This is a genomic window from Pseudomonas koreensis (assembly GCF_024169245.1).
In the GTDB taxonomy this organism is placed as follows: domain Bacteria; phylum Pseudomonadota; class Gammaproteobacteria; order Pseudomonadales; family Pseudomonadaceae; genus Aquipseudomonas; species Aquipseudomonas koreensis_F.
In genome coordinates this window covers 620,493-643,516 of the sequence record NZ_JALJWP010000001.1, presented here as the reverse complement: position 1 = coordinate 643,516, position 23,024 = coordinate 620,493, and the positions used below count along the sequence as shown (strand labels likewise).

The 23,024-nt window shown below is 55.3% G+C and carries 20 protein-coding genes, 6 tRNA genes and 3 rRNA genes; 21 read left to right on the top strand and 8 right to left on the bottom strand.

What is annotated here, in order from left to right:
* Positions 1-11: 11 nt before the first annotated feature.
* The 6 genes from coq7 to hemJ form a co-directional block, all read right to left on the bottom strand.
* Entirely contained in the window at positions 12-659 is a 648-nt protein-coding gene (gene coq7 / locus J2Y90_RS03060) for a 2-polyprenyl-3-methyl-6-methoxy-1,4-benzoquinone monooxygenase (RefSeq protein WP_253496334.1), read from the bottom strand.
* A 208-nt stretch (positions 660-867) separates the two neighbouring features.
* Positions 868-1,206 carry a histidine triad nucleotide-binding protein gene (locus J2Y90_RS03055; RefSeq protein ID WP_017128660.1) on the bottom strand — a complete coding sequence of 113 codons (339 nt, stop codon included), beginning with the start codon at positions 1,204-1,206 and terminating at the stop codon, positions 868-870.
* A gap of 80 nt (positions 1,207-1,286) precedes the next feature.
* Positions 1,287-2,075, bottom strand: a complete 789-nt coding sequence (locus J2Y90_RS03050) for an SDR family NAD(P)-dependent oxidoreductase (protein WP_253496331.1) — start codon at positions 2,073-2,075, stop codon at positions 1,287-1,289.
* 61 nt (positions 2,076-2,136) lie between these two features.
* Positions 2,137-3,084, bottom strand: coding sequence for a DUF805 domain-containing protein (locus J2Y90_RS03045; RefSeq protein WP_253496328.1), 948 nt, complete (start codon positions 3,082-3,084; stop codon positions 2,137-2,139).
* A gap of 66 nt (positions 3,085-3,150) precedes the next feature.
* Positions 3,151-4,119 carry an NAD(P)H-dependent flavin oxidoreductase gene (locus J2Y90_RS03040; RefSeq protein WP_253496323.1) on the bottom strand — a complete coding sequence of 323 codons (969 nt, stop codon included), beginning with the start codon at positions 4,117-4,119 and terminating at the stop codon, positions 3,151-3,153.
* Positions 4,120-4,152: 33 nt separating this feature from the next.
* A complete protein-coding gene (gene hemJ / locus J2Y90_RS03035; RefSeq protein ID WP_253496320.1) occupies positions 4,153-4,581 on the bottom strand; it encodes a protoporphyrinogen oxidase HemJ in 429 nt (142 codons plus the stop codon).
* A 134-nt stretch (positions 4,582-4,715) separates the two neighbouring features.
* Here hemJ and argC point away from each other — a divergent pair, with 134 nt between their 5' ends.
* Both argC and erpA read left to right on the top strand, forming a co-directional pair.
* Positions 4,716-5,750: an N-acetyl-gamma-glutamyl-phosphate reductase gene (argC, locus tag J2Y90_RS03030; RefSeq protein ID WP_253496316.1), complete on the top strand. Its 1,035-nt coding sequence runs from the start codon at positions 4,716-4,718 to the stop codon at positions 5,748-5,750.
* A 147-nt stretch (positions 5,751-5,897) separates the two neighbouring features.
* A complete protein-coding gene (gene erpA, locus J2Y90_RS03025) occupies positions 5,898-6,248 on the top strand; it encodes an iron-sulfur cluster insertion protein ErpA (protein ID WP_007918905.1) in 351 nt (116 codons plus the stop codon).
* Between the two features lie 69 nt (positions 6,249-6,317).
* Here the strand turns inward: erpA and J2Y90_RS03020 are convergent, their stop codons facing one another.
* Both J2Y90_RS03020 and J2Y90_RS03015 read right to left on the bottom strand, forming a co-directional pair.
* Entirely contained in the window at positions 6,318-7,409 is a 1,092-nt protein-coding gene (locus J2Y90_RS03020) for an anhydro-N-acetylmuramic acid kinase (RefSeq protein ID WP_253496313.1), read from the bottom strand.
* Positions 7,410-7,411: 2 nt separating this feature from the next.
* Complete coding sequence (locus J2Y90_RS03015; protein WP_253496310.1) at positions 7,412-8,836, bottom strand: peptidoglycan DD-metalloendopeptidase family protein; 1,425 nt, start codon at positions 8,834-8,836, stop codon at positions 7,412-7,414.
* 212 nt (positions 8,837-9,048) lie between these two features.
* Here J2Y90_RS03015 and tyrS point away from each other — a divergent pair, with 212 nt between their 5' ends.
* The 19 genes from tyrS to rplJ all read left to right on the top strand — a co-directional run bounded on the left by tyrS (position 9,049) and on the right by rplJ (position 23,017).
* Entirely contained in the window at positions 9,049-10,248 is a 1,200-nt protein-coding gene (gene tyrS / locus J2Y90_RS03010; RefSeq protein WP_253496307.1) for a tyrosine--tRNA ligase, read from the top strand.
* Between the two features lie 553 nt (positions 10,249-10,801).
* Positions 10,802-12,338, top strand: a 16S ribosomal RNA gene (locus tag J2Y90_RS03005).
* An 81-nt stretch (positions 12,339-12,419) separates the two neighbouring features.
* Positions 12,420-12,496 (top strand) — tRNA-Ile (locus J2Y90_RS03000).
* A 30-nt stretch (positions 12,497-12,526) separates the two neighbouring features.
* Positions 12,527-12,602, top strand: a tRNA-Ala gene (locus J2Y90_RS02995).
* A 247-nt stretch (positions 12,603-12,849) separates the two neighbouring features.
* A 23S ribosomal RNA gene (locus J2Y90_RS02990) occupies positions 12,850-15,743 on the top strand.
* A 154-nt stretch (positions 15,744-15,897) separates the two neighbouring features.
* Positions 15,898-16,013 (top strand): 5S ribosomal RNA (gene rrf / locus J2Y90_RS02985).
* Together the 16S, 23S and 5S rRNA genes with 2 tRNA genes alongside form the textbook arrangement of a ribosomal RNA operon.
* 132 nt (positions 16,014-16,145) lie before the next feature.
* On the top strand, positions 16,146-17,099 hold the full coding sequence (birA, locus tag J2Y90_RS02980) for a bifunctional biotin--[acetyl-CoA-carboxylase] ligase/biotin operon repressor BirA (RefSeq protein WP_253496304.1): 954 nt from the start codon (positions 16,146-16,148) through the stop codon (positions 17,097-17,099).
* Positions 17,089-17,841 (top strand): pantothenate kinase, encoded by a 753-nt coding sequence (locus J2Y90_RS02975; RefSeq protein WP_253496302.1) that lies wholly within the window; start codon positions 17,089-17,091, stop codon positions 17,839-17,841. The genes birA and J2Y90_RS02975 overlap by 11 nt, the downstream gene beginning before the upstream one ends.
* Positions 17,842-17,848: 7 nt before the next feature.
* Entirely contained in the window at positions 17,849-18,280 is a 432-nt protein-coding gene (locus J2Y90_RS02970) for an SPOR domain-containing protein (protein ID WP_253496299.1), read from the top strand.
* Positions 18,281-18,422: 142 nt separating this feature from the next.
* A tRNA-Tyr gene (locus J2Y90_RS02965) sits at positions 18,423-18,507 on the top strand.
* Between the two features lie 25 nt (positions 18,508-18,532).
* Positions 18,533-18,606, top strand: a tRNA-Gly gene (locus J2Y90_RS02960).
* A 26-nt stretch (positions 18,607-18,632) separates the two neighbouring features.
* Positions 18,633-18,708 (top strand) — tRNA-Thr (locus tag J2Y90_RS02955).
* A gap of 85 nt (positions 18,709-18,793) precedes the next feature.
* Entirely contained in the window at positions 18,794-19,987 is a 1,194-nt protein-coding gene (gene tuf, locus J2Y90_RS02950) for an elongation factor Tu (protein ID WP_024014521.1), read from the top strand.
* Between the two features lie 53 nt (positions 19,988-20,040).
* Positions 20,041-20,116 (top strand) — tRNA-Trp (locus tag J2Y90_RS02945).
* Positions 20,117-20,161: 45 nt separating this feature from the next.
* Positions 20,162-20,530: a preprotein translocase subunit SecE gene (gene secE, locus J2Y90_RS02940; RefSeq protein WP_253496296.1), complete on the top strand. Its 369-nt coding sequence runs from the start codon at positions 20,162-20,164 to the stop codon at positions 20,528-20,530.
* A gap of 9 nt (positions 20,531-20,539) precedes the next feature.
* On the top strand, positions 20,540-21,073 hold the full coding sequence (gene nusG / locus J2Y90_RS02935) for a transcription termination/antitermination protein NusG (protein WP_007957598.1): 534 nt from the start codon (positions 20,540-20,542) through the stop codon (positions 21,071-21,073).
* A gap of 118 nt (positions 21,074-21,191) precedes the next feature.
* Positions 21,192-21,623 carry a 50S ribosomal protein L11 gene (gene rplK, locus J2Y90_RS02930; RefSeq protein WP_003176435.1) on the top strand — a complete coding sequence of 144 codons (432 nt, stop codon included), beginning with the start codon at positions 21,192-21,194 and terminating at the stop codon, positions 21,621-21,623.
* Positions 21,623-22,318 carry a 50S ribosomal protein L1 gene (rplA, locus tag J2Y90_RS02925; protein WP_024014523.1) on the top strand — a complete coding sequence of 232 codons (696 nt, stop codon included), beginning with the start codon at positions 21,623-21,625 and terminating at the stop codon, positions 22,316-22,318. Before rplK ends, rplA begins: the two co-directional genes overlap by 1 nt.
* A 198-nt stretch (positions 22,319-22,516) precedes the next feature.
* Positions 22,517-23,017, top strand: a complete 501-nt coding sequence (rplJ, locus tag J2Y90_RS02920) for a 50S ribosomal protein L10 (RefSeq protein ID WP_008081912.1) — start codon at positions 22,517-22,519, stop codon at positions 23,015-23,017.
* The last annotated feature ends 7 nt before the right edge of the window (positions 23,018-23,024 follow it).

Genomic DNA, 23,024 nt, shown 5'->3' with positions numbered 1-23,024 from the left:
CGACCCAGAACTCAAATCCGATAGGTACTCTTGGTCATCACCTTCGCCAACAAACTCATGCCGAACTTCACCGGCGCCGGAAAACGAAACCCGCCCGCATCCAGAGCACTTTCCGCGTGATGTTCTTCGTCGATGCGCATCTGCTCAAGAATCGCCCGGGATTTCTCGTCCTCGGCCGGCAATTGCTCCAGATGCTCATTCAGATGTTTGCACACCTGATGCTCGGTCGCCGCAACGAAACCAAGACTGACCTTGTCGCTGATCAACCCGGCCACCGCACCAATGCCGAACGACATGCCATAAAACAGTGGATTCAAGACGCTGGTATGACTGCCCAACTGATGGATGCGTTGCTCGCACCAGACCAGATGATCGATCTCTTCTTCAGCCGCGTGCTCCATGGCTTCACGTACCTGCGGCAGCTTGGCAGTCAACGCCTGTCCTTGGTACAGCGCCTGAGCACAGACCTCACCGGTATGGTTGATGCGCATAAGGCCGGCCACGTGGCGGGTGTCTTCATCGCTCATCTGCGTGTCCGGCTGCAGAATCGCCGGGGATGGGCGATACGGCTGGCCACTGAAGGGCAACAGCGTGCGCATCGCGGCATCGGCTTGCAGCAGCAGGCGGTCTATGGGCGAGTAGTGACGTTGGGTAGTCATGCTGACCTCCGGGAAGAATCTCGGCGGCCAGTTTAACTGAATCGGCCGGCGAGGGTTTGCGCTGGGTCATTGGGGAGTTTGAAGCGCTTCATGTAGGAGCTGCCGAAGGCTGCGATCTTTTGATCTTGCTGTGGTTTTTCAAGATCAAAAGATCGTCCGAACGCGGCCCGAGCCTTCGGCAGCTCCTACACGCTGGCCGCGGTGAGTTTCAGCCCGGCGGCCAGTTCATCTGACGCTGCCCCAGCACATGCATATGAATGTGATAGACAGTCTGCCCGCCGAGTTCATTGCAGTTCATCACCACGCGGAAACCTTCCTCGCAGCCCAGTTCCAGCGCCAGACGTTGCGCGGTGAACAGGATATGCCCGGCCAGCGCCTTGTCATCTTCGGTCAGGTCATTGAGCGTGCGTACCGGTTTCTTCGGGATCACCAGAAAGTGCACCGGAGCCTGTGGGGCGATGTCGTGGAAGGCCAGAACCTGGTCGTCCTCGTAAATGATCTTTGCCGGGATTTCCCGGTTGATGATCTTGGTGAACAGAGTATCCACTGCTGTTTTCTCCGTTGTTTGGGCTGGTCTGAGTGTACTCATGAGCAAAGATCGCTGCTCAGTGATTTTCGTAGGACGGTTCAACGGGGGCAGTAGGCCTTGTTAACCATGCCGACAATCGTCCGGTTGAGCCAGCGCGAACCCAGTCGCGGCAGGAACGCCAGCCAGCGGTTGCGTCGTCCCGGAATGATGATGGCGCGGTTTTTATCCAGCGCTCGCACGGCGTGCAGCGCGACCTCTTCCGGGCTCATCATCGAATCGCTGCTGTCGATTTTTTCGCTGTTCAATTGCGCGGTGCGGAAAAACGCCGTGCGGGTCGGGCCGGGGCACAGTACCGAGACTTTCACGCCGCTCTGTTTAAGCTCAACGCGCAACGCTTCGGAAAAGTGCAGCACGTAGGCTTTGCTGGCGTAGTAAGTGCTCATCCACGGACCAGGGCTGTAGGCGGCCACCGAGGCGACGTTCAGGATATGCCCGCCCCCCAAAAGCGCCATGCTGTTACCCACCGCATGACAGAGGCGGGTGAGAGCGAGGATATTCACTTCGATCAAATCCTGCTCGGTCATCCAGTCCTGCGCGAGGAACGGGCCACATGTACCGATACCGGCACAATTGACCAGCAGGTCGATCTGTCGGTCGCCTTCTTCCAACTCCAGCAAAAAGCCGGACAGACGCAACGGTTCGCCAAGGTCGCAGGCACGAAACAACACTTCGACATCAAAGCGCTGGGTCAGCTCGATGGCGATACTTTCCAGCTGATCACGCTGTCGTGCCACCAGAATCAGGCTGCGGCCACGCCGGGCCAGCGCTTCGGCCATGGCCAGGCCGATGCCGCTGGAGGCGCCGGTGATCAGAGCGTAACGGGTCATGCAGTTCTCCATCGCAACAGCTCCGCGCCGGCGACGCGGTTGTCACGGCGGGGAGCGCTGTTCATTCTTTTGCAGAGTCTACAGGGGCCTGCGCAGGTTCGGCGGCCTCGTCGGTGGAAATCGCTGGCGGTTCGACGACCTCAACTTCGTCGGCGGTCACCGAGCCGCTGTCATAGCTGCTTTCCAGATTGCTTTCATATTCGTCCTGCACAGCCGAGAAGCCGCCAAGCAGACCTGCGGCAAAAATCAGCGCGAAGAACACGAGCCACAATGAGCACAGCACTTTGACCGCCGTGCTGTTAGGCGGTGGCGGCGGGCCGTAGCGGTTGGCGCCGGCATTGCCAGGAACAACCATGATCACCAGCGGGAAAAAGCTGCCCACGAACGGCACCAGATTCAACAGCCACAGCCAGCCCGACCAGCCGATATCGTGCAGGCGCTGAACGCTGAACACAATGCTGACGATCATGAAGCCAATGAACAATAAGACAGCCAGAATGCCGCCGAGGATCAGGCCGGTGGTTGAGTCGCCGCTGACCAGCCCCAAGGCAAACAAGGCAAACACACCGACAATGGGCAGGGTCACCAGAGTCAAGACCATGGTCCAAGCCAGAAAACGCAGACGACCGATCCGGCCTTCAACACTGAATGGCTTGAGCGTGGCGAAGGGCGGCAGAGCTTCACCGACATTTGCGCGCGGTGGGGCGTACGGCGACTCCGGCTCGGGCGCCGGGACAGTGTTATCGTGAACCTCCGCCAGATTCAGCTCGATGGAAGTTTCCGCTTCGATCCGCGCATCGATCCCGGTTTTGCTCAACGCTTGCAGATAGGTCTGGGCATCACTGTGGGATAGATCCCGTTTGAGGGCGACGGCGCTGCCACTGAACAGGCGCTCGATGGCGGCCACATCGCTTTTGAACAGATCCGCCAGATTCAGTTTGGCAGTGGTGAGGTCGACGCCGGGTTGCAGTGCGCCGTCGAAGACGATCTTGTAACGGGGTTCGCTCATGGCCGAGGCATCCTTGTCGCGATTAATTTGGCAGCCAGTCTGATCAGGACTGGCCAGGTATATCTCTCAGCGCGGCCAGCGTTGTGGCAGCTGTGCAGCGCGCGTTTGGGCTTGACGATATTCGGCGTCGAGCCGTGCAATCAGTTGATCCACGTTCGGCAGATCGTCAATCTGGCCAACACCCTGGCCCGCCGACCACACGGTCTTCCAGGCTTTGGCCTCATCATTGATCGGCTTGAGCTTGTCGCCGAAATTCACTTCGCCCTTGCCTTGTAGCGCTGCCATGTCGAAACCGGCTGCCTCCAGGCTCTGGCGCATGAAGCTGGCCGGCACTCCCGACACCGCTGGAGTATGAATGATGTCGGCCGCCTTGGCTGTCAGCAGCATGTCTTTGTAAGCGTCAGGCGCGTGACTTTCGGTGGTGCCGATAAAGCGCGTACCGAAGTAGGCCAAATCCGCGCCGAGCAACTGTGCGGCGAGAATCTCATGGCCGTGGTTCAAGCATCCTGCAAGCAACAACGTTTTGTCGAAGAACTGACGAATCTCGGCGATCAGCGCAAATGGACTCCAGGTGCCGGCATGCCCGCCGGCGCCGGCCGCGACGGCAATCAGCCCGTCGACCCCGGCTTCAGCGGCTTTCTCGGCATGGCGCCGCGTGGTCACGTCGTGGAACACCAGACCGCCATAGCTGTGCACCGCGTCGACCAGTTCCTTCACCGCGCCGAGGCTGGTGATGACAATCGGTACCTTGTGCTCGACGCAGATATCCAGATCCGCCTGCAGGCGCGGGTTACTGTGATGAACGATCAGGTTCACCGCATACGGGGCTGGATTGTCCAGCGTCGCCAGGCCCGCCTCGATCTGTTCCAGCCAGGCCTTGAATCCGCTGCTTTCGCGCTGGTTCAGCGCTGGAAAACTGCCGACCACGCCATTGCGGCAGCAGGCGAGCACCAGCTCCGGATTGGAGATCAGGAACATCGGCGCTGCTACTACGGGCAGACGCAGACATTGTTCGAGCAAAGCGGGCAGCGACATTGTGAACACCCCGAAGATCTGTAGTTATAGAAATTAGAACGGCTTGACCACGACCAGAATTACGATAGCCAGCAATAGCAGAACCGGCACTTCATTGAACCAGCGATAAAAGACATGGCTGCGGGTGTTTTCGCCACGGGCGAAGCGTTTTACTTGCGCGCCGCACATGTGGTGGTAGCCGATCAGCACTACGACCAGGGTCAGTTTGGCGTGGATCCAGCCGCCCTGGCTGAAAAGTGTCGGGTTGAGATAGATCAGCCAGCCACCGAAGATCAGCGTGGCGATCATCGCCGGGCCCATGATGCCGCGATACAGCTTGCGCTCCATGACGCTGAAGCGTTCTTTGCTGATCGTGTCTGCGCTTTGCGCGTGGTAAACGAACAGGCGCGGCAAGTAGAACAGCCCGGCAAACCAGCAGACGACACTGACGATGTGAAACGCTTTGAGCCATAGATAGAGCATTTTTGGTTATTCCCTCATTCACGGTAGCCGGATAGTAGAGGCTTGAGCGTCCGCGCGTCACCTTGGCGGTTGTCGCAGGCGCGCGCGGCCCCTATTATCGACGGCTTTCCAGTGGGTTCGTTGAGGGCAGGTTTATGGTCAAGGTCGGTATCGTCGGCGGCACGGGTTACACCGGTGTCGAACTGCTGCGTCTGTTGGCACAGCATCCGCAGGCAGAAGTGGTGGTCATCACTTCCCGATCCGAGGCCGGTCTGGCCGTGGCTGACATGTACCCTAACCTGCGCGGCCACTATGACGGCCTGGCGTTCAGCGTGCCGGACGTGAAAACTCTCGGCGCATGCGATGTGGTGTTTTTCGCAACGCCGCACGGTGTGGCGCACGCACTGGCAGGCGAACTGCTGGCAGCGGGCACCAAGGTCATTGATCTATCGGCCGATTTCCGTCTGCAAGACGCTGATGAATGGGCCAAGTGGTACGGCCAGCCGCACGGCGCGCCAGAACTGCTGGACGAAGCCGTCTACGGCTTGCCGGAAGTCAATCGCGAGCAGATCAAGAAAGCGCGCCTGATCGCGGTGCCGGGTTGCTACCCAACCGCTACACAATTGGGATTCCTGCCGTTGCTTGAGGCGGGTCTGGCCGATGCTTCGCGCCTGATCGCCGACTGCAAATCCGGCGTCAGCGGTGCCGGGCGTGGCGCGGCGGTAAGTTCTTTGTACTCCGAGACGTCCGAAAGCATGAAGGCCTACGCGGTAAAAGGTCATCGCCACCTGCCGGAAATCCGCCAGGGCCTGCGCCGCGCGGCGGGCAAAGATGTCGGCCTGACCTTCGTGCCGCACCTGACGCCGATGATTCGCGGTATTCACTCCACGCTCTATGCGACCGTGGTCGATCGCTCGGTGGATCTGCAGGCGCTGTTCGAAAAGCGCTACGCCAACGAACCGTTCGTCGATGTAATGCCAGCCGGCAGCCATCCGGAAACCCGAAGCGTGCGTGGCGCTAACGTATGCCGCATCGCTGTGCATCGTCCGCAGGATGGCGATCTGGTGGTGGTGCTTTCGGTGATCGACAATCTGGTCAAGGGTGCCTCGGGCCAGGCGGTGCAGAACATGAACATCCTGTTCGGACTGGACGAGCGTTTCGGCCTGTCCCACGCCGGCATGCTTCCTTAACGGCAGCCACCGGTAATGAGCCGCAAGCTTGAAGCTCACTGCTTGAAGCTTGCCGCTGCTCCTCTAATAGTTGACCAATTTTCTAGGACAAGCGGATAATGCGCGTCATCACGCATTATGGCGGCGTAACGCCGGGAGATAGTCAGCATGAGCGTCGAATCCTTCACCCCCACGGCTTTGCAATTCACTCAAGGTGCTGCGCACAAGGTGAAGAGCCTGGTCGATGAAGAGGGGAATGATCGCTTGAAGCTGCGCGTATTCGTTACGGGCGGCGGTTGTTCAGGGTTTCAATACGGTTTTACCTTCGATGAAGACGTGGCCGATGACGACACCATCGTCGAGCGCGAAGGCGTGAGCCTGGTGGTCGATCCAATGAGCTTCCAGTACCTGGCCGGTGCCGAGGTGGATTATCAGGAAGGTCTGGAAGGTTCGCGCTTCGTGATCAAGAACCCGAACGCGACAACTACTTGTGGTTGCGGGTCTTCGTTCTCGATCTGATCGCGCTTCACCGCACACAACAAAACGCCGCAGAGCCTTTCGATTCTGCGGCGTTTTTGTGTCTGAAGATTATGCCGGGTAGATGGCGCCAAGTACGCGCAGACCGCGAGCGCCGGTGACGCTTGGCCGATTGGCGGCGATGCCTTCCAGACAGCAATGAGCGAGCCAGGCGAAAGCCATGGCTTCTACCCAATCCGGATCAACCCCGTGAGTTGCGGTGCTGGCGACTTGGGTATTTGGCAGCAGATCCGCCAGACGTTTCATCAGCGTGGCGTTATGGGCACCGCCGCCACACACCAGCAATTCCTGGGTGTCCGACTGAGCGCTTTGCAGCGACTCGACGATGGTCAGTGCCGTCAGTTCGAGTAGCGTGGCCTGAACGTCTTCGGCCGCAAAATTCTGCAGGCGCGAGAGATGTTGTTCCAGCCAGGGCAGATTGAACACTTCACGGCCGGTACTCTTCGGGCCTTTGGTCACGAAGAACGGGTCGCTGAGCATTGCTTTGAGCAGGCTTGGCTGAACCGTGCCGGTCGCAGCCCACTGCCCGTCCCGGTCATAGTTTTCGCCGCGTTGCCGGTGAATCCAGGCATCCATCAGCACATTTCCCGGGCCACAGTCGAAACCGGCTACAGGTTTGTTCGGCTCAATCAGGCTGAGGTTGCTGAATCCGCCGACATTCAAGACCGCCTGGTTACCGGTACGCTCTTCAAATAAAGCCTCGTGGAAGGCTGGCACCAGAGGTGCGCCCTGGCCACCCGCTGCGACATCGCGGCTGCGGAAATCACTGACGACGGTAATGCCGGTCAGCTCAGTCAGCAGGGCTGGATTGCCGATCTGCACGGTGAAGCCGCGTGCCGGTTCATGGCGAATGGTCTGACCGTGGCTGCCGATAGCGCGGATGGCGTCGGGTTGGAGCTGTTGTTGGGCGAGGAGGGCGTGAACACCTGAGGCCGCGAGCTCGACCCAGTGTTGCTGGGCAATCGCAGAGCGTGCGATCTCATCGGGGCCGCTGGCGCACAAGCCAAGTAGCTCGGCGCGCAGGGATTCAGGCATTGGCAGGTAGTGGGTGGCGATCAGTTTGATCGCCGAGGTTTGCTCGATCAGGGCGATGTCCAGCCCGTCGAGACTGGTTCCGGACATCACGCCGATATACAGAGCCATGCTTAGCGCTTGCTCGAAGCCAGCATCGTGGCCTTTTCTTGATCCATGCGCGCCATCAGTGGTTGGCTCTGCGCGAGGAAGCGCGCGCGTTCGGACTTGGCGATCGGATCGGCCATTGGCAGCTTCTGACCCAGCGGATCGACGTGAACGCCGTTGACCTGGAACTCATAGTGCAAGTGTGGGCCGGTAGAAAGGCCGGTAGTGCCGATGTAGCCAATGACTTGACCCTGCTTGACGGTACCGCCGGTTTTCACACCCTTGGCGAAACCCTGCATGTGGCCATATAGCGTACGGTAGGTGTTGCCGTGCTGAATGATCACGGTGTTGCCGTAACCACCACGACGGCCGGCCAGCAACACTTTTCCATCACCGGCAGCCTTGATTGGCGTGCCACGGGGCGCGGCATAGTCCACGCCTTTGTGGGCGCGGATCTTGTTGAGAATCGGGTGCTTGCGGCCCATGGAGAACTTCGAGCTGATACGGGCGAAGTCAACCGGTGTACGGATGAAAGCCTTGCGCATGCTGTTGCCATCGGCGGTGTAATAACTGCTGTTGCCTTGTTTGTTGGTGTAGCGAACGGCGGTATAGGTCTTGCCGCGGTTGGTGAAACGCGCGGACAGGATCGGGCCGGTGCCGACAGCCTTGCCGTTGATGACTTTCTGCTCGTAGATCACATCGAATTCGTCACCCTGGCGAATGTCCTGTGCAAAGTCGACGTCGTAGCCGAAGACGCTGGCCATATCCATGGTCAGGCTGTGAGAGAGGCCAGCGCGCGCAGCCGACTGCGACAGTGAACTGTTGATGACGCCATGGACGTAGGCAGTGCGAACGGTTGGCTTGGCGGTGACACGGTTGAACGAATAACCTTTGTCGTTCTTGGTCAGGGTGATGGTTTCAACGTCGCTGACCTTGCTGTGCAGGCTGGTCAACTGGCCTTCCGGATTCAGTTCGAACTCGAGTTTCTGACCGCGCTTGAGCTGGCTGAACTGTTTGGCTTGCTTGTCGCTTGCCAGTACTTCGTGCACGGAGGCTGCTGGCAGACCGACTTTTTCAAACAGGGTAGACAGCGTATCGCCCTTGGAAACCACGACCTCGCGGTGACCAGGCTCTTTTGCTTTCTCGGCAGGCGCAACAGGCGCCGGTGCGGTTTCAGCGGTTTGCGCGGCACTTTCGTCGCTGTTTTCAATTTGTGCGAACGGCGAAGCTGCTGGCTCGTTTGTGGCTTGAGCCGCGTCAGCAGCGTCTTGATCTTGTGTCAGTTGTTCAGCAGGACTTTCCAGTTCAAGACTCAGAGTCGTCTTTTTGGCTTCAACATCGCTGGAAGGAAATACCAGCAGCGCCAGGCTGAGAAGGGCGGCGATTCCACTTGCGGCGAGCAGGTGGGTCTTCGGGTAAAGCGGGGGCGCTTTAGACGGTTCTGTGGTCATAGGTAATTTTTGACTTTGAAATAGATGAATTGGAAAAGATGAATGACATGATGAAGATGAAATAACTGTATAAAATATAACCAAATCATCTCTGAAGCAAGTCTGCAGACCTTGGGTCTGTGGATTGGTGTCCGTGCGCCGGGCAAAACTTGTAATTGGTGCGCGTTCTTGTATGGTTGGTTCCCTTTGAATCTGAGCCTTGCGGGTCTGTTATGAAGTCGGTTGAAGAGCAGCTAGCGCTGATTAAACGTGGTGCGGAAGAACTATTGGTCGAGTCCGAGCTGGTCGAGAAGCTCAAGCGCGGTCAACCGCTGCGTATCAAGGCTGGTTTCGATCCGACCGCTCCGGATCTGCATCTGGGTCATACCGTGCTTATTAATAAGCTGCGCCAGTTCCAGGAGCTGGGGCATCAGGTGATCTTCCTTATAGGTGACTTCACCGGGATGATCGGTGATCCGAGCGGCAAGAGTGCTACGCGCCCGCCGTTGACGCGCGAGCAGGTTCTCGAGAATGCCGAGACCTACAAGACTCAGGTCTTCAAAATTCTCGATCCGGCGAAAACCGAAGTTGCCTTCAACTCCACCTGGATGGACAAGATGGGGCCGGCGGATTTCATTCGTCTGACTTCCCAATACACTGTCGCTCGCATGCTCGAGCGCGATGACTTCGACAAGCGTTACACCACCAATCAGCCAATCGCTATTCACGAGTTCCTCTATCCGCTGGTGCAGGGTTATGACTCTGTCGCGCTGCGCGCGGATGTCGAGCTGGGCGGTACCGATCAGAAATTCAACCTGCTGATGGGGCGCGAATTGCAGCGTGGTTATGGCCAGGAAGCTCAGTGCATTCTGACCATGCCATTGCTGGAAGGTCTGGATGGCGTGAAGAAGATGTCCAAGTCGCTGGGTAACTATGTCGGTATCCAGGAAGCGCCGGGCGTAATGTACAGCAAGCTGGTTTCTATTCCGGATGCGCTGATGTGGCGTTACTTCGAACTGCTCAGCTTCCGCTCGATGGATGAGATCAACGCATTCCGGGCTGACGTTGAAGCTGGCGCGAACCCGCGTGACATCAAGATCAAGCTGGCTGAAGAGATCGTTGCGCGTTTCCATGGTGAAGAAGCGGCGGCAAATGCTCACCGTGGCGCTGGCAACCGCATGAAGGATGGCGAGCTTCCAGATGACTTGCCTGATATTGAACTGGCTTCGGCAGAAGACATGCCTATCGCAGCCGTCCTTAATAAAGCTGGTCTGGTGAAGAACTCGGCGGCGGCGCGTGATCTGTTGGCAGTGGGCGGGGTGCGTGTTGATGGTGAAGTGGTTGACCGCTCCTTTATATATGTACTGGGCGCGACTCACGTTTGCCAAGCCGGCAAGAAGGCTTTTGCACGTATCACGCTAAAATCTGAATAATGTTGGAGTTAGGGGTTGACGGCGAATTTTAGAGGTCTATAATTCGCCCCACTTCCGGCGCAGTCGAAACGGAAAATTCCTTGAGATTCAAAGAGTTACGCAGTTTTCGGCAGCGGCTTGCTTCAGGTCATCGAAGTCTGGAAGGAGTTGAAAGAGCAGTGATGTGTGGCTCTTTTAACGGTTCGATCTTCTCGGTCGAAAGCGGAGAAAAAGAGGTGTTGACAGCAGCGATTAACGCTGTAGAATTCGCCTCCCGCTAACGAGAGATCGGAAGCGCAAGTGGTTGAAGTTGTTGAAGAATTCTTCGAAAACTTCTGAAAATAATCACTTGACAGCAAATGAGGCTGCTGTAGAATGCGCGCCTCGGTTGAGACGAAAGATCTTAACCAACCGCTCTTTAACAACTGAATCAAGCAATTCGTGTGGGTGCTTGTGCAGTCAGACTGATAGTCAAAAAGATTATCAGCATCACAAGTTGCTCCGCGAGAAATCAAAGATGTAACCAACGATTGCTGAGCCAAGTTTAGGGTTTCTTAAAAACCCAAAGATGTTTGAACTGAAGAGTTTGATCATGGCTCAGATTGAACGCTGGCGGCAGGCCTAACACATGCAAGTCGAGCGGATGAAAGGAGCTTGCTCCTGGATTCAGCGGCGGACGGGTGAGTAATGCCTAGGAATCTGCCTGGTAGTGGGGGACAACGTTTCGAAAGGAACGCTAATACCGCATACGTCCTACGGGAGAAAGCAGGGGACCTTCGGGCCTTGCGCTATCAGATGAGCCTAGGTCGGATTAGCTAGTTGGTGAGGTAATGGCTCACCAAGGCGACGATCCGTAACTGGTCTGAGAGGATGATCAGTCACACTGGAACTGAGACACGGTCCAGACTCCTACGGGAGGCAGCAGTGGGGAATATTGGACAATGGGCGAAAGCCTGATCCAGCCATGCCGCGTGTGTGAAGAAGGTCTTCGGATTGTAAAGCACTTTAAGTTGGGAGGAAGGGTTGTAGATTAATACTCTGCAATTTTGACGTTACCGACAGAATAAGCACCGGCTAACTCTGTGCCAGCAGCCGCGGTAATACAGAGGGTGCAAGCGTTAATCGGAATTACTGGGCGTAAAGCGCGCGTAGGTGGTTTGTTAAGTTGGATGTGAAATCCCCGGGCTCAACCTGGGAACTGCATCCAAAACTGGCAAGCTAGAGTATGGTAGAGGGTGGTGGAATTTCCTGTGTAGCGGTGAAATGCGTAGATATAGGAAGGAACACCAGTGGCGAAGGCGACCACCTGGACTGATACTGACACTGAGGTGCGAAAGCGTGGGGAGCAAACAGGATTAGATACCCTGGTAGTCCACGCCGTAAACGATGTCAACTAGCCGTTGGGAGCCTTGAGCTCTTAGTGGCGCAGCTAACGCATTAAGTTGACCGCCTGGGGAGTACGGCCGCAAGGTTAAAACTCAAATGAATTGACGGGGGCCCGCACAAGCGGTGGAGCATGTGGTTTAATTCGAAGCAACGCGAAGAACCTTACCAGGCCTTGACATCCAATGAACTTTCCAGAGATGGATTGGTGCCTTCGGGAACATTGAGACAGGTGCTGCATGGCTGTCGTCAGCTCGTGTCGTGAGATGTTGGGTTAAGTCCCGTAACGAGCGCAACCCTTGTCCTTAGTTACCAGCACGTTATGGTGGGCACTCTAAGGAGACTGCCGGTGACAAACCGGAGGAAGGTGGGGATGACGTCAAGTCATCATGGCCCTTACGGCCTGGGCTACACACGTGCTACAATGGTCGGTACAAAGGGTTGCCAAGCCGCGAGGTGGAGCTAATCCCATAAAACCGATCGTAGTCCGGATCGCAGTCTGCAACTCGACTGCGTGAAGTCGGAATCGCTAGTAATCGCGAATCAGAATGTCGCGGTGAATACGTTCCCGGGCCTTGTACACACCGCCCGTCACACCATGGGAGTGGGTTGCACCAGAAGTAGCTAGTCTAACCTTCGGGGGGACGGTTACCACGGTGTGATTCATGACTGGGGTGAAGTCGTAACAAGGTAGCCGTAGGGGAACCTGCGGCTGGATCACCTCCTTAATCGACGACATCAGCTGCTGCATGAGCTCCCACACGAATTGCTTGATTCATTGAAGAAGACGATAGAAGCAGCCCGAAATTGGGTCTGTAGCTCAGTTGGTTAGAGCGCACCCCTGATAAGGGTGAGGTCGGCAGTTCGAATCTGCCCAGACCCACCAATTTTGTGTGGGAAACGCCTGTAGAAATACGGGGCCATAGCTCAGCTGGGAGAGCGCCTGCCTTGCACGCAGGAGGTCAGCGGTTCGATCCCGCTTGGCTCCACCACTACTGCTTCTGAAGTTTGAAAGCTTAGAAATGAGCATTCCACCGAGACGGTGTTGAATGTTGATTTCTAGTCTTTGACTAGACCGTTCTTTAAAAATTTGGGTATGTGATAGAAAGATAGACTGAACGTTACTTTCACTGGTAACGGATCAGGCTAAGGTAAAATTTGTGAGTTCTCTTAGTTGAGAAATTCGAATTTTCGGCGAATGTCGTCTTCACAGTATAACCAGATTGCTTGGGGTTATATGGTCAAGTGAAGAAGCGCATACGGTGGATGCCTTGGCAGTCAGAGGCGATGAAAGACGTGGTAGCCTGCGAAAAGCTTCGGGGAGTCGGCAAACAGACTTTGATCCGGAGATGTCTGAATGGGGGAACCCAGCCATCATAAGATGGTTATCTTGTACTGAATACATAGGTGCAAGAGGCGAACCAGGGGAACTGAAACATCTAAGTACCCTGAGGAAAAGAAATCAACCGAGATTCCCTTAGTAGTGGCGAGCGAACGGGGACTAGCCCTTAAGTTGATTTGAGATTAGCGGAACGCTCTGGAAAGTGCGGCCATAGTGGGTGATAGCCCTGTACGCGAAAATCTCTTATCAATGAAATCGAGTAGGACGGAGCACGAGAAACTTTGTCTGAATATGGGGGGACCATCCTCCAAGGCTAAATACTACTGACTGACCGATAGTGAACTAGTACCGTGAGGGAAAGGCGAAAAGAACCCCGGAGAGGGGAGTGAAATAGATCCTGAAACCGTATGCGTACAAGCAGTGGGAGCAGACTTTGTTCTGTGACTGCGTACCTTTTGTATAATGGGTCAGCGACTTATTTTCAGTGGCGAGCTTAACCGAATAGGGGAGGCGTAGCGAAAGCGAGTCTTAATAGGGCGTCTAGTCGCTGGGAATAGACCCGAAACCGGGCGATCTATCCATGGGCAGGTTGAAGGTTAGGTAACACTGACTGGAGGACCGAACCGACTACCGTTGAAAAGTTAGCGGATGACCTGTGGATCGGAGTGAAAGGCTAATCAAGCTCGGAGATAGCTGGTTCTCCTCGAAAGCTATTTAGGTAGCGCCTCATGTATCACTGTAGGGGGTAGAGCACTGTTTCGGCTAGGGGGTCATCCCGACTTACCAAACCGATGCAAACTCCGAATACCTACAAGTGCCGAGCATGGGAGACACACGGCGGGTGCTAACGTCCGTCGTGAAAAGGGAAACAACCCAGACCGTCAGCTAAGGTCCCAAAGTTATGGTTAAGTGGGAAACGATGTGGGAAGGCTTAGACAGCTAGGAGGTTGGCTTAGAAGCAGCCACCCTTTAAAGAAAGCGTAATAGCTCACTAGTCGAGTCGGCCTGCGCGGAAGATGTAACGGGGCTCAAACCATACACCGAAGCTACGGGTATCACCTTCGGGTGATGCGGTAGAGGAGCGTTCTGTAAGCCTGTGAAGGTGAGTTGAGAAGCTTGCTGGAGGTATCAGAAGTGCGAATGCTGACATGAGTAACGACAATGGGTGTGAAAAACACCCACGCCGAAAGACCAAGGTTTCCTGCGCAACGTTAATCGACGCAGGGTTAGTCGGTCCCTAAGGCGAGGCTGAAAAGCGTAGTCGATGGAAAACAGGTTAATATTCCTGTACTTCTGGTTATTGCGATGGAGGGACGGAGAAGGCTAGGCCAGCTTGGCGTTGGTTGTCCAAGTTTAAGGTGGTAGGCTGAGATCTTAGGTAAATCCGGGATCTTAAGGCCGAGAGCTGATGACGAGTTACCCTTTGGGTGACGAAGTGGTTGATGCCATGCTTCCAAGAAAAGCTTCTAAGCTTCAGGTAACCAGGAACCGTACCCCAAACCGACACAGGTGGTTGGGTAGAGAATACCAAGGCGCTTGAGAGAACTCGGGTGAAGGAACTAGGCAAAATGGCACCGTAACTTCGGGAGAAGGTGCGCCGGTGAGGGTGAAGGACTTGCTCCGTAAGCTCATGCCGGTCGAAGATACCAGGCCGCTGCGACTGTTTATTAAAAACACAGCACTCTGCAAACACGAAAGTGGACGTATAGGGTGTGACGCCTGCCCGGTGCCGGAAGGTTAATTGATGGGGTTAGCTAACGCGAAGCTCTTGATCGAAGCCCCGGTAAACGGCGGCCGTAACTATAACGGTCCTAAGGTAGCGAAATTCCTTGTCGGGTAAGTTCCGACCTGCACGAATGGCGTAACGATGGCGGCGCTGTCTCCACCCGAGACTCAGTGAAATTGAAATCGCTGTGAAGATGCAGTGTATCCGCGGCTAGACGGAAAGACCCCGTGAACCTTTACTATAGCTTTGCACTGGACTTTGAATTTGCTTGTGTAGGATAGGTGGGAGGCTTTGAAGCGTGGACGCCAGTTCGCGTGGAGCCATCCTTGAAATACCACCCTGGCAACTTTGAGGTTCTAACTCAGGTCCGTTATCCGGATCGAGGACAGTGTATGGTGGGTAGTTTGACTGGGGCGGTCTCCTCCTAAAGAGTAACGGAGGAGTACGAAGGTGCGCTCAGACCGGTCGGAAATCGGTCGTAGAGTATAAAGGCAAAAGCGCGCTTGACTGCGAGACAGACACGTCGAGCAGGTACGAAAGTAGGTCTTAGTGATCCGGTGGTTCTGTATGGAAGGGCCATCGCTCAACGGATAAAAGGTACTCCGGGGATAACAGGCTGATACCGCCCAAGAGTTCATATCGACGGCGGTGTTTGGCACCTCGATGTCGGCTCATCACATCCTGGGGCTGAAGCCGGTCCCAAGGGTATGGCTGTTCGCCATTTAAAGTGGTACGCGAGCTGGGTTTAGAACGTCGTGAGACAGTTCGGTCCCTATCTGCCGTGGACGTTTGAGATTTGAGAGGGGCTGCTCCTAGTACGAGAGGACCGGAGTGGACGAACCTCTGGTGTTCCGGTTGTCACGCCAGTGGCATTGCCGGGTAGCTATGTTCGGGAAAGATAACCGCTGAAAGCATCTAAGCGGGAAACTTGCCTCAAGATGAGATCTCACTGGAACCTTGAGTTCCCTGAAGGGCCGTCGAAGACTACGACGTTGATAGGTTGGGTGTGTAAGCGCTGTGAGGCGTTGAGCTAACCAATACTAATTGCCCGTGAGGCTTGACCATATAACACCCAAGCAATTTGCTGACCTGAAAAGGCACCAGATTGCGGTGTGTGAAGACGAAACGAACCGAAAGTTCGAAGTTCACAAACACCTAGCTGTCACATACCCAATTTGCTGAAGCGAGGCCATCTGGTCACGAGTCAGTACCCGAATTTCTTGACGACCATAGAGCGTTGGAACCACCTGATCCCATCCCGAACTCAGCAGTGAAACGATGCATCGCCGATGGTAGTGTGGGGTTTCCCCATGTGAGAGTAGGTCATCGTCAAGATTAAATTCCGAAACCCCAATTGCGAAAGCAGTTGGGGTTTTGTTTTGCCTGCGAGAAATGTGTCTGTTTGATTTCTATGCAACGGCCCGGGGCATGGCTATTATGCGGGCCTCATTGTGAGGCGAAACCTGCATGTTGACGTTGTTGAATCTTCTGAAGGATGGACGATTCCATTCCGGACAGGATCTAGGGGTGGCCCTGGGAGTTAGCCGAAGCGCTGTATGGAAGCAGCTGCAGCAGCTTGAAGCTGAACTGGGCCTGTCGATCCATAAAGTTCGCGGTCGCGGCTATCAGTTGTCCGCGCCTCTGACGCTGCTTGATCCCGTGGAAATAACCAGAAGAGCACCTCAGTGGCCGGTAGCTGTGTTCGATTCTGTCGATTCAACAAATGCCGAGGCTTTGCGCTCCATTAACAAGGGGGCTCTCGCGCCGTTTTTGGTGCTGTCCGAGCGACAGGTGGCTGGGCGCGGTCGTCGAGGCCGTAAGTGGGTGAGCCCATTCGCGGAAAACCTGTATTACAGCCTTGTACTCCGTATCGAAGGCGGCATGCGTCAGCTTGAAGGGTTGAGCCTTGTTGTTGGCTTGGCGGTAATGCAAACCTTGCGAAGCAGCGGCGTGCCGACAGCCGGTTTGAAGTGGCCCAACGATGTTTTGGCGGGCAATAGAAAAATAGCCGGCATCCTGCTCGAGCTCGTCGGAGATCCGGCGGATGTATGTCATGTTGTATTGGGCATAGGAGTCAACGTCAATATGCAGATTGCTGATGAGGTAGACCAGCAATGGACCTCTATCAAGCTTGAGTCAGGCAAGTCCTGCGATCGCAATGCTCTGGTGGCGGAGTTGAGTAATCAACTCGAGGCTTATATCCATAAGCATCAGCTTGAAGGGTTCGCAAGTCTGCAGGAAGAGTGGGCGGAAAATCATCTGTGGCAGGGTCGATCCGTTTCGTTGATAGCCGGGAACAGCCAGATCGACGGGGTTGTGCTCGGCATTGATAACCAAGGCGGGCTGCGCTTGAGCATAGATGGTGTTGAAAAGGTCTTTAGTGGCGGAGAGCTCAGTCTGAGGTTGCGTGATGATTCTTGAGCTTGACTGCGGCAACAGCTTTATAAAGTGGCGCGTGTTGGATGCTCTCGCGAGTGAAGTGGTCTCGGAAGGGGTTGTAGATTCCAGTCAGGCTTTGATTGAGAGTCTGCGGATCATAAAGTCGCTTTCATTGCGCTACTGTCGTTTGGTGAGTGTCAGGACTAATGAGGAAACCGGCGCGTTAATCGAGCTTATTGAGCGCGAGTTCGGTATTCCTGTCGTTGGTGCGAAACCCGCTCGGGAGATATCCGGTGTTCGAAACGGCTATGAAGATTATGAGCGTCTAGGTCTTGATCGTTGGCTGGCGATGCTTGGAGGCTTTCACTTGGCTGCCGGGAATGCTTGCCTGGTTCTCGACTTCGGTACGGCTGTCACTGCCGATTTTGTCGCCGCTGATGGTGAGCATCTCGGTGGCTTCATTTGTCCTGGCATGCCTTTGATGCGAAACCAGCTGCGCACCCATACGCGTAAAATTCGCTATGGTGATGAGGCGGCGGAGCGGGCCCTATCCAGCCATGTACCTGGACGGACCACTGTTGAGGCGGTGGAGCGCGGTTGTTCTCTCATGCTGAGGGGGTTCGTTCTCACTCAATTAGAGCTGGCTCGAGCATATTGGGGCGAAAACTTTATGGTCTTCATCACGGGAGGGGATGCCGAGTTGGTGGATGGCGTCGTGCCTGAGGCCAGGGTTGTGCCCGACCTGGTTTTTGTCGGCTTGGCCATGGCGTGTCCCTTGTCCTGAGGTTTATATGCGTTGGTTGTTCCTGCTCCTTGTAGTTCTCAATATTTTTTACTATGTCTGGCATCAACAGGAAGCGCCCTTGCGAGCCAAAGACGTGACGCCTCTGAGTTTATATCGTGGTTCGCAGCAGGATATTCGTTTGTTGAGCGAAACAGCCAGTGATGGGCGCAGAGTGGAGGCTGCTCCGCGTCAGCAATGTCTGTTCATCGGTGGGTTTGCTGATGAGGATTCAGTTGCCAGGTTGCAACAGCGTCTGTTGGCAATGAGAGTCAATGTGCAATCCGTGCCAAAAGATGCTGCCGGAAGCGGTTACTGGCTGGCCGTTGCGCCGGAGGGTCAGCGTTTGTTGGGCGATCAACAGTTGCAAAACCTTTCCAAGGAATTCAATGAGTTAAAACATAAAATAATGCTGTGCGAAGGGGTTGCACCCACTCAATAGTTTGCATAGAATGGCGCCCGCTCCACAGCGAACGCCTTAATCGGGATTCAAAGTGAAGTGTGTCAACGCAGCTAACCTCAGGTTTTTAAATGAGAAAATGCTTGACAGGGGTTTGGCATGATATAGAATGCCGGCCTGATTAGGAGGGGTTCCCGAGCGGCCAAAGGGATCAGACTGTAAATCTGACGTCTACGACTTCGAAGGTTCGAATCCTTCTCCCTCCACCAGATTTAAGCGTGAGCTGCAGGCTCCGCGGGTATAGTTTAGTGGTAGAACCTCAGCCTTCCAAGCTGATGATGCGGGTTCGATTCCCGCTACCCGCTCCAAGTTTGCAGGTTGTGCAAAGGGTTTTGCTCTTGTAGCTCAGTTGGTAGAGCACACCCTTGGTAAGGGTGAGGTCAGCGGTTCAAATCCGCTCAAGAGCTCCATATAACAAGGCAGATATGAAAATATCTGCCTTTGTTTTAATGGTTGATATTGTTTGTCTAATTTCTTCTGTAGAGGGTGATATCGATGGCTAAGGAAAAATTTGATCGTTCCCTGCCCCACGTCAACGTTGGGACCATTGGTCACGTTGACCACGGTAAAACCACTCTGACTGCTGCTCTGACTCGCGTCTGCTCCGAAGTTTTCGGTTCGGCCGTCGTTGAATTCGACAAGATCGACAGCGCACCAGAAGAAAAAGCTCGCGGTATCACCATCAACACCGCTCACGTTGAGTACAACTCGACTATTCGTCACTACGCTCACGTTGACTGCCCAGGTCACGCTGACTACGTGAAGAACATGATCACCGGTGCTGCCCAGATGGACGGCGCGATCCTGGTTTGCTCGGCCGCTGATGGTCCGATGCCACAAACCCGTGAGCACATCCTGCTGTCCCGTCAGGTAGGCGTTCCGTACATCGTGGTTTTCCTGAACAAGGCTGACCTGGTAGACGACGCTGAGCTGCTGGAACTGGTTGAGATGGAAGTTCGTGACCTGCTGTCGACCTACGACTTCCCAGGCGACGACACTCCGATCATCATCGGTTCGGCTCGTATGGCGCTGGAAGGCAAAGACGACAACGAAATGGGTACCACTGCCGTTCGTAAGCTGGTTGAAACTCTGGATACCTACATCCCAGAACCAGTTCGTATGATCGACAAGCCATTCCTGATGCCAATCGAAGACGTATTCTCGATCTCCGGTCGCGGTACTGTTGTGACTGGTCGTATCGAGCGCGGTATCGTTCGCGTTCAGGACGCTCTGGAAATCGTTGGTCTGCGTGACACCACCACCACCACCTGCACCGGTGTTGAGATGTTCCGCAAGCTGCTCGACGAAGGTCGTGCTGGCGAGAACTGCGGCGTTCTGCTGCGTGGTACCAAGCGTGACGACGTTGAGCGTGGTCAGGTTCTGGTCAAGCCAGGTTCGGTCAAGCCGCACACCAAGTTCACCGCAGAAGTTTACGTTCTGAGCAAGGAAGAAGGCGGCCGTCACACTCCGTTCTTCAAAGGCTACCGTCCACAGTTCTACTTCCGTACTACTGACGTGACTGGTAACTGCGAGCTGCCAGAAGGCGTTGAAATGGTAATGCCAGGTGACAACATTCAGATGACTGTTACCCTGATCAAAACCATCGCGATGGAAGACGGTCTGCGTTTCGCTATCCGTGAAGGCGGTCGTACCGTCGGCGCTGGCGTCGTAGCCAAAATCATCGAATAAGCGGTTGTAATGTATTTTTCGGGCCGGCATAATGGTCGGCCTGATTTTGTTTTAGGTCAGTAGCTCAATTGGCAGAGCGACGGTCTCCAAAACCGTAGGTTGGGGGTTCGATTCCCTCCTGACCTGCCAGATTCACTCGGTGTGTCTGGCTTTCTTTTCACAGGATCTTCATAGATGACTCCTAACGCTGAAGCTCAAGGCTCTCGCTTCGATCTGCTCAAGTGGCTTGTAGTAGTTGCTTTGGTGGTTGTTGGCGTTGTTGGCAATCAGTATTACGCTGCTTCGCCGATCCTGTATCGTGTACTCGCTTTGCTTGCCATTGCTGCTGTAGCTGCCTTTGTAGGCCTGCAGACCGCGAAGGGCAAGTCTTTCTTTGTACTCGTTAAGGAAGCTCGTACCGAGATTCGTAAAGTCGTGTGGCCAACTCGCCAAGAAACCACGCAGACCACGCTGATTGTCGTGGCTGTTGTTCTGGTTATGGCGTTGCTGTTGTGGGGGCTTGATTCCCTGCTCGGCTGGCTTGTTTCCTTGATTGTCGGCTAAGGGTGTCCCGTGGCTAAGCGTTGGTATGTTGTGCATGCTTACTCGGGTTACGAGAAGCATGTGATGCGCTCGCTGATCGAGCGCGTAAAGCTGGCTGGCATGGAAGATGGCTTCGGCGAGATTCTGGTTCCCACTGAAGAAGTGGTTGAGATGCGTAACGGCCAGAAGCGCAAAAGCGAACGGAAGTTTTTCCCAGGCTATGTGCTGGTCCAAATGGATATGAACGAGGGTACTTGGCACTTGGTCAAGGATACTCCTCGGGTGATGGGTTTCATTGGCGGTACTGCCGACAAGCCTGCACCAATTACCGATAAAGAGGCAGAAGCGATTCTGCGTCGCGTTGCTGATGGTAGCGACAAGCCTAAGCCGAAGACGTTGTTCGAGCCAGGTGAGACGGTACGTGTCAACGACGGTCCATTCGCTGATTTCAATGGCGTTGTGGAAGAAGTTAACTACGAAAAGAGCCGGATCCAAGTGGCGGTGCTCATTTTCGGTCGCTCTACTCCGGTGGAGCTCGAGTTCAGTCAGGTCGAGAAGGTCTAACTGGACAAGCAATCCCAACCCCGCAGCCTTAGGCTGTGGGGTTTTGTCGTCACTGGGATAAACGCGCAAGTAACCGGGGAGCCTTTCGAGGCGTTCGAACCCGTAATTGGAGTGCCTCATGGCCAAGAAGATTACCGCTTACATCAAGCTGCAAGTGAAGGCCGCTCAGGCTAACCCAAGTCCACCTGTTGGTCCTGCTCTGGGTCAGCACGGCGTGAACATCATGGAATTCTGCAAGGCTTTCAACGCCCGTACTCAGGGTCTTGAGCCAGGTCTGCCGACTCCAGTGATCATCACTGTCTACAGCGACCGTAGCTTCACTTTCGAAACCAAATCCACCCCTGCTTCGGTTCTGCTGAAGAAGGCGGCCGGTCTGACCAGCGGTTCCGCTCGTCCGAACACCGTTAAGGTTGGCACCGTTACCCGTGCTCAGCTGGAAGAAATCGCGAAAACCAAAAACGCGGATCTGACTGCAGCTGATATGGATGCAGCCGTGCGTACTATCGCCGGTTCTGCTCGTAGCATGGGCCTTAACGTGGAGGGTGTGTAATGGCTAAGCTGACCAAGCGTCAAAAGGCTATCGCCGGCAAAATCGAAGCAGGCAAGGCCTACAACATTGTAGACGCCGCTGCTCTGCTGGCCGAGCTGTCGACTGTCAAGTTCAGCGAGTCGTTCGACGTTGCTGTAAACCTGGGTGTAGACCCGCGTAAGTCCGACCAGGTCGTTCGTAGCGCTACTGTGCTGCCACACGGCACTGGCAAGACCGTTCGCGTAGCTGTGTTCACCCAGGGTCCAGCTGCTGAGGCCGCTCTGGCTGCCGGCGCTGACCGTGTAGGTATGGACGACCTGGCTGCCGAAATGAAAGGCGGCGACCTGAACTATGACGTAGTGATCGCATCCCCGGATGCCATGCGTGTTGTAGGTCAGTTGGGTCAGATCCTCGGTCCACGTGGCCTGATGCCTAACCCGAAAGTCGGCACCGTAACTCCAGACGTAGCCAACGCGGTTAAAAACGCCAAGGCTGGTCAGGTTCGTTATCGCACCGACAAAAACGGCATCATCCACACTTCCGTTGGCAAGATCGGCTTCGACGCCGTCAAGCTGAAGGAAAACGTTGAAGCCCTGATCGCTGATCTGAAGCGTATCAAGCCAGCTTCTTCGAAAGGTATTTACGTCAAGCGCGTTACCCTGAGCACCACAATGGGCCCAGGTCTGGTTATCGACCAGAGCTCGCTCGACGCGTAAGACAAAGGTTGGCGCGGATTGCCGCGCCAATTGAAAGATTGGGGTCCCTGCCTGGCGGGGGCTATCCAAGACCGTAGGCGGCGCAAGCCTTAAACCTCAAGCCTACGCAGATGGTGCTCCCGGTTCCTTACCGAATCAGACACCAAAACGACATTCGGTTCCGATCGAATGAAACGGTAACAAGCAGGAGTTAAACCCGTGGCAATTAATCTCGAAGACAAGAAGGCCATCGTCGCTGAAGTCAACGAGGCTGCCAAAGTCGCTCTGTCCGCTGTCGTGGTTGATGCACGTGGCGTAACAGTAGGCGCAATGACCGGACTCCGTAAAGAGGCTCGTGAAGCTGGCGTTTACGTACGTGTTGTACGTAACACCCTGCTCAAGCGTGCTGTTGCTGACACTCAATACAGTGTCCTCAACGACGTGTTCACCGGCCCGACCCTGATTGCATTCTCCAACGAACATCCGGGCGCTGCTGCCCGTATCTTCAAAGAGTTTGCGAAGGGTCAGGACAAGTTCGAGATCAAGGCAGCTGCGTTCGAGGGCAAGTTCCTCGCAGCTAATCAGATCGACGTACTGGCAACTCTGCCGACCCGTGACGAAGCAATTTCTCAGCTGATGAGCGTGATTCAAGGCGCTACCAGCAAATTGGCTCGTACTCTGGCGGCAATTCGCGACCAGAAAGAAGCTGCCGCAGCCTAAGGCTCGT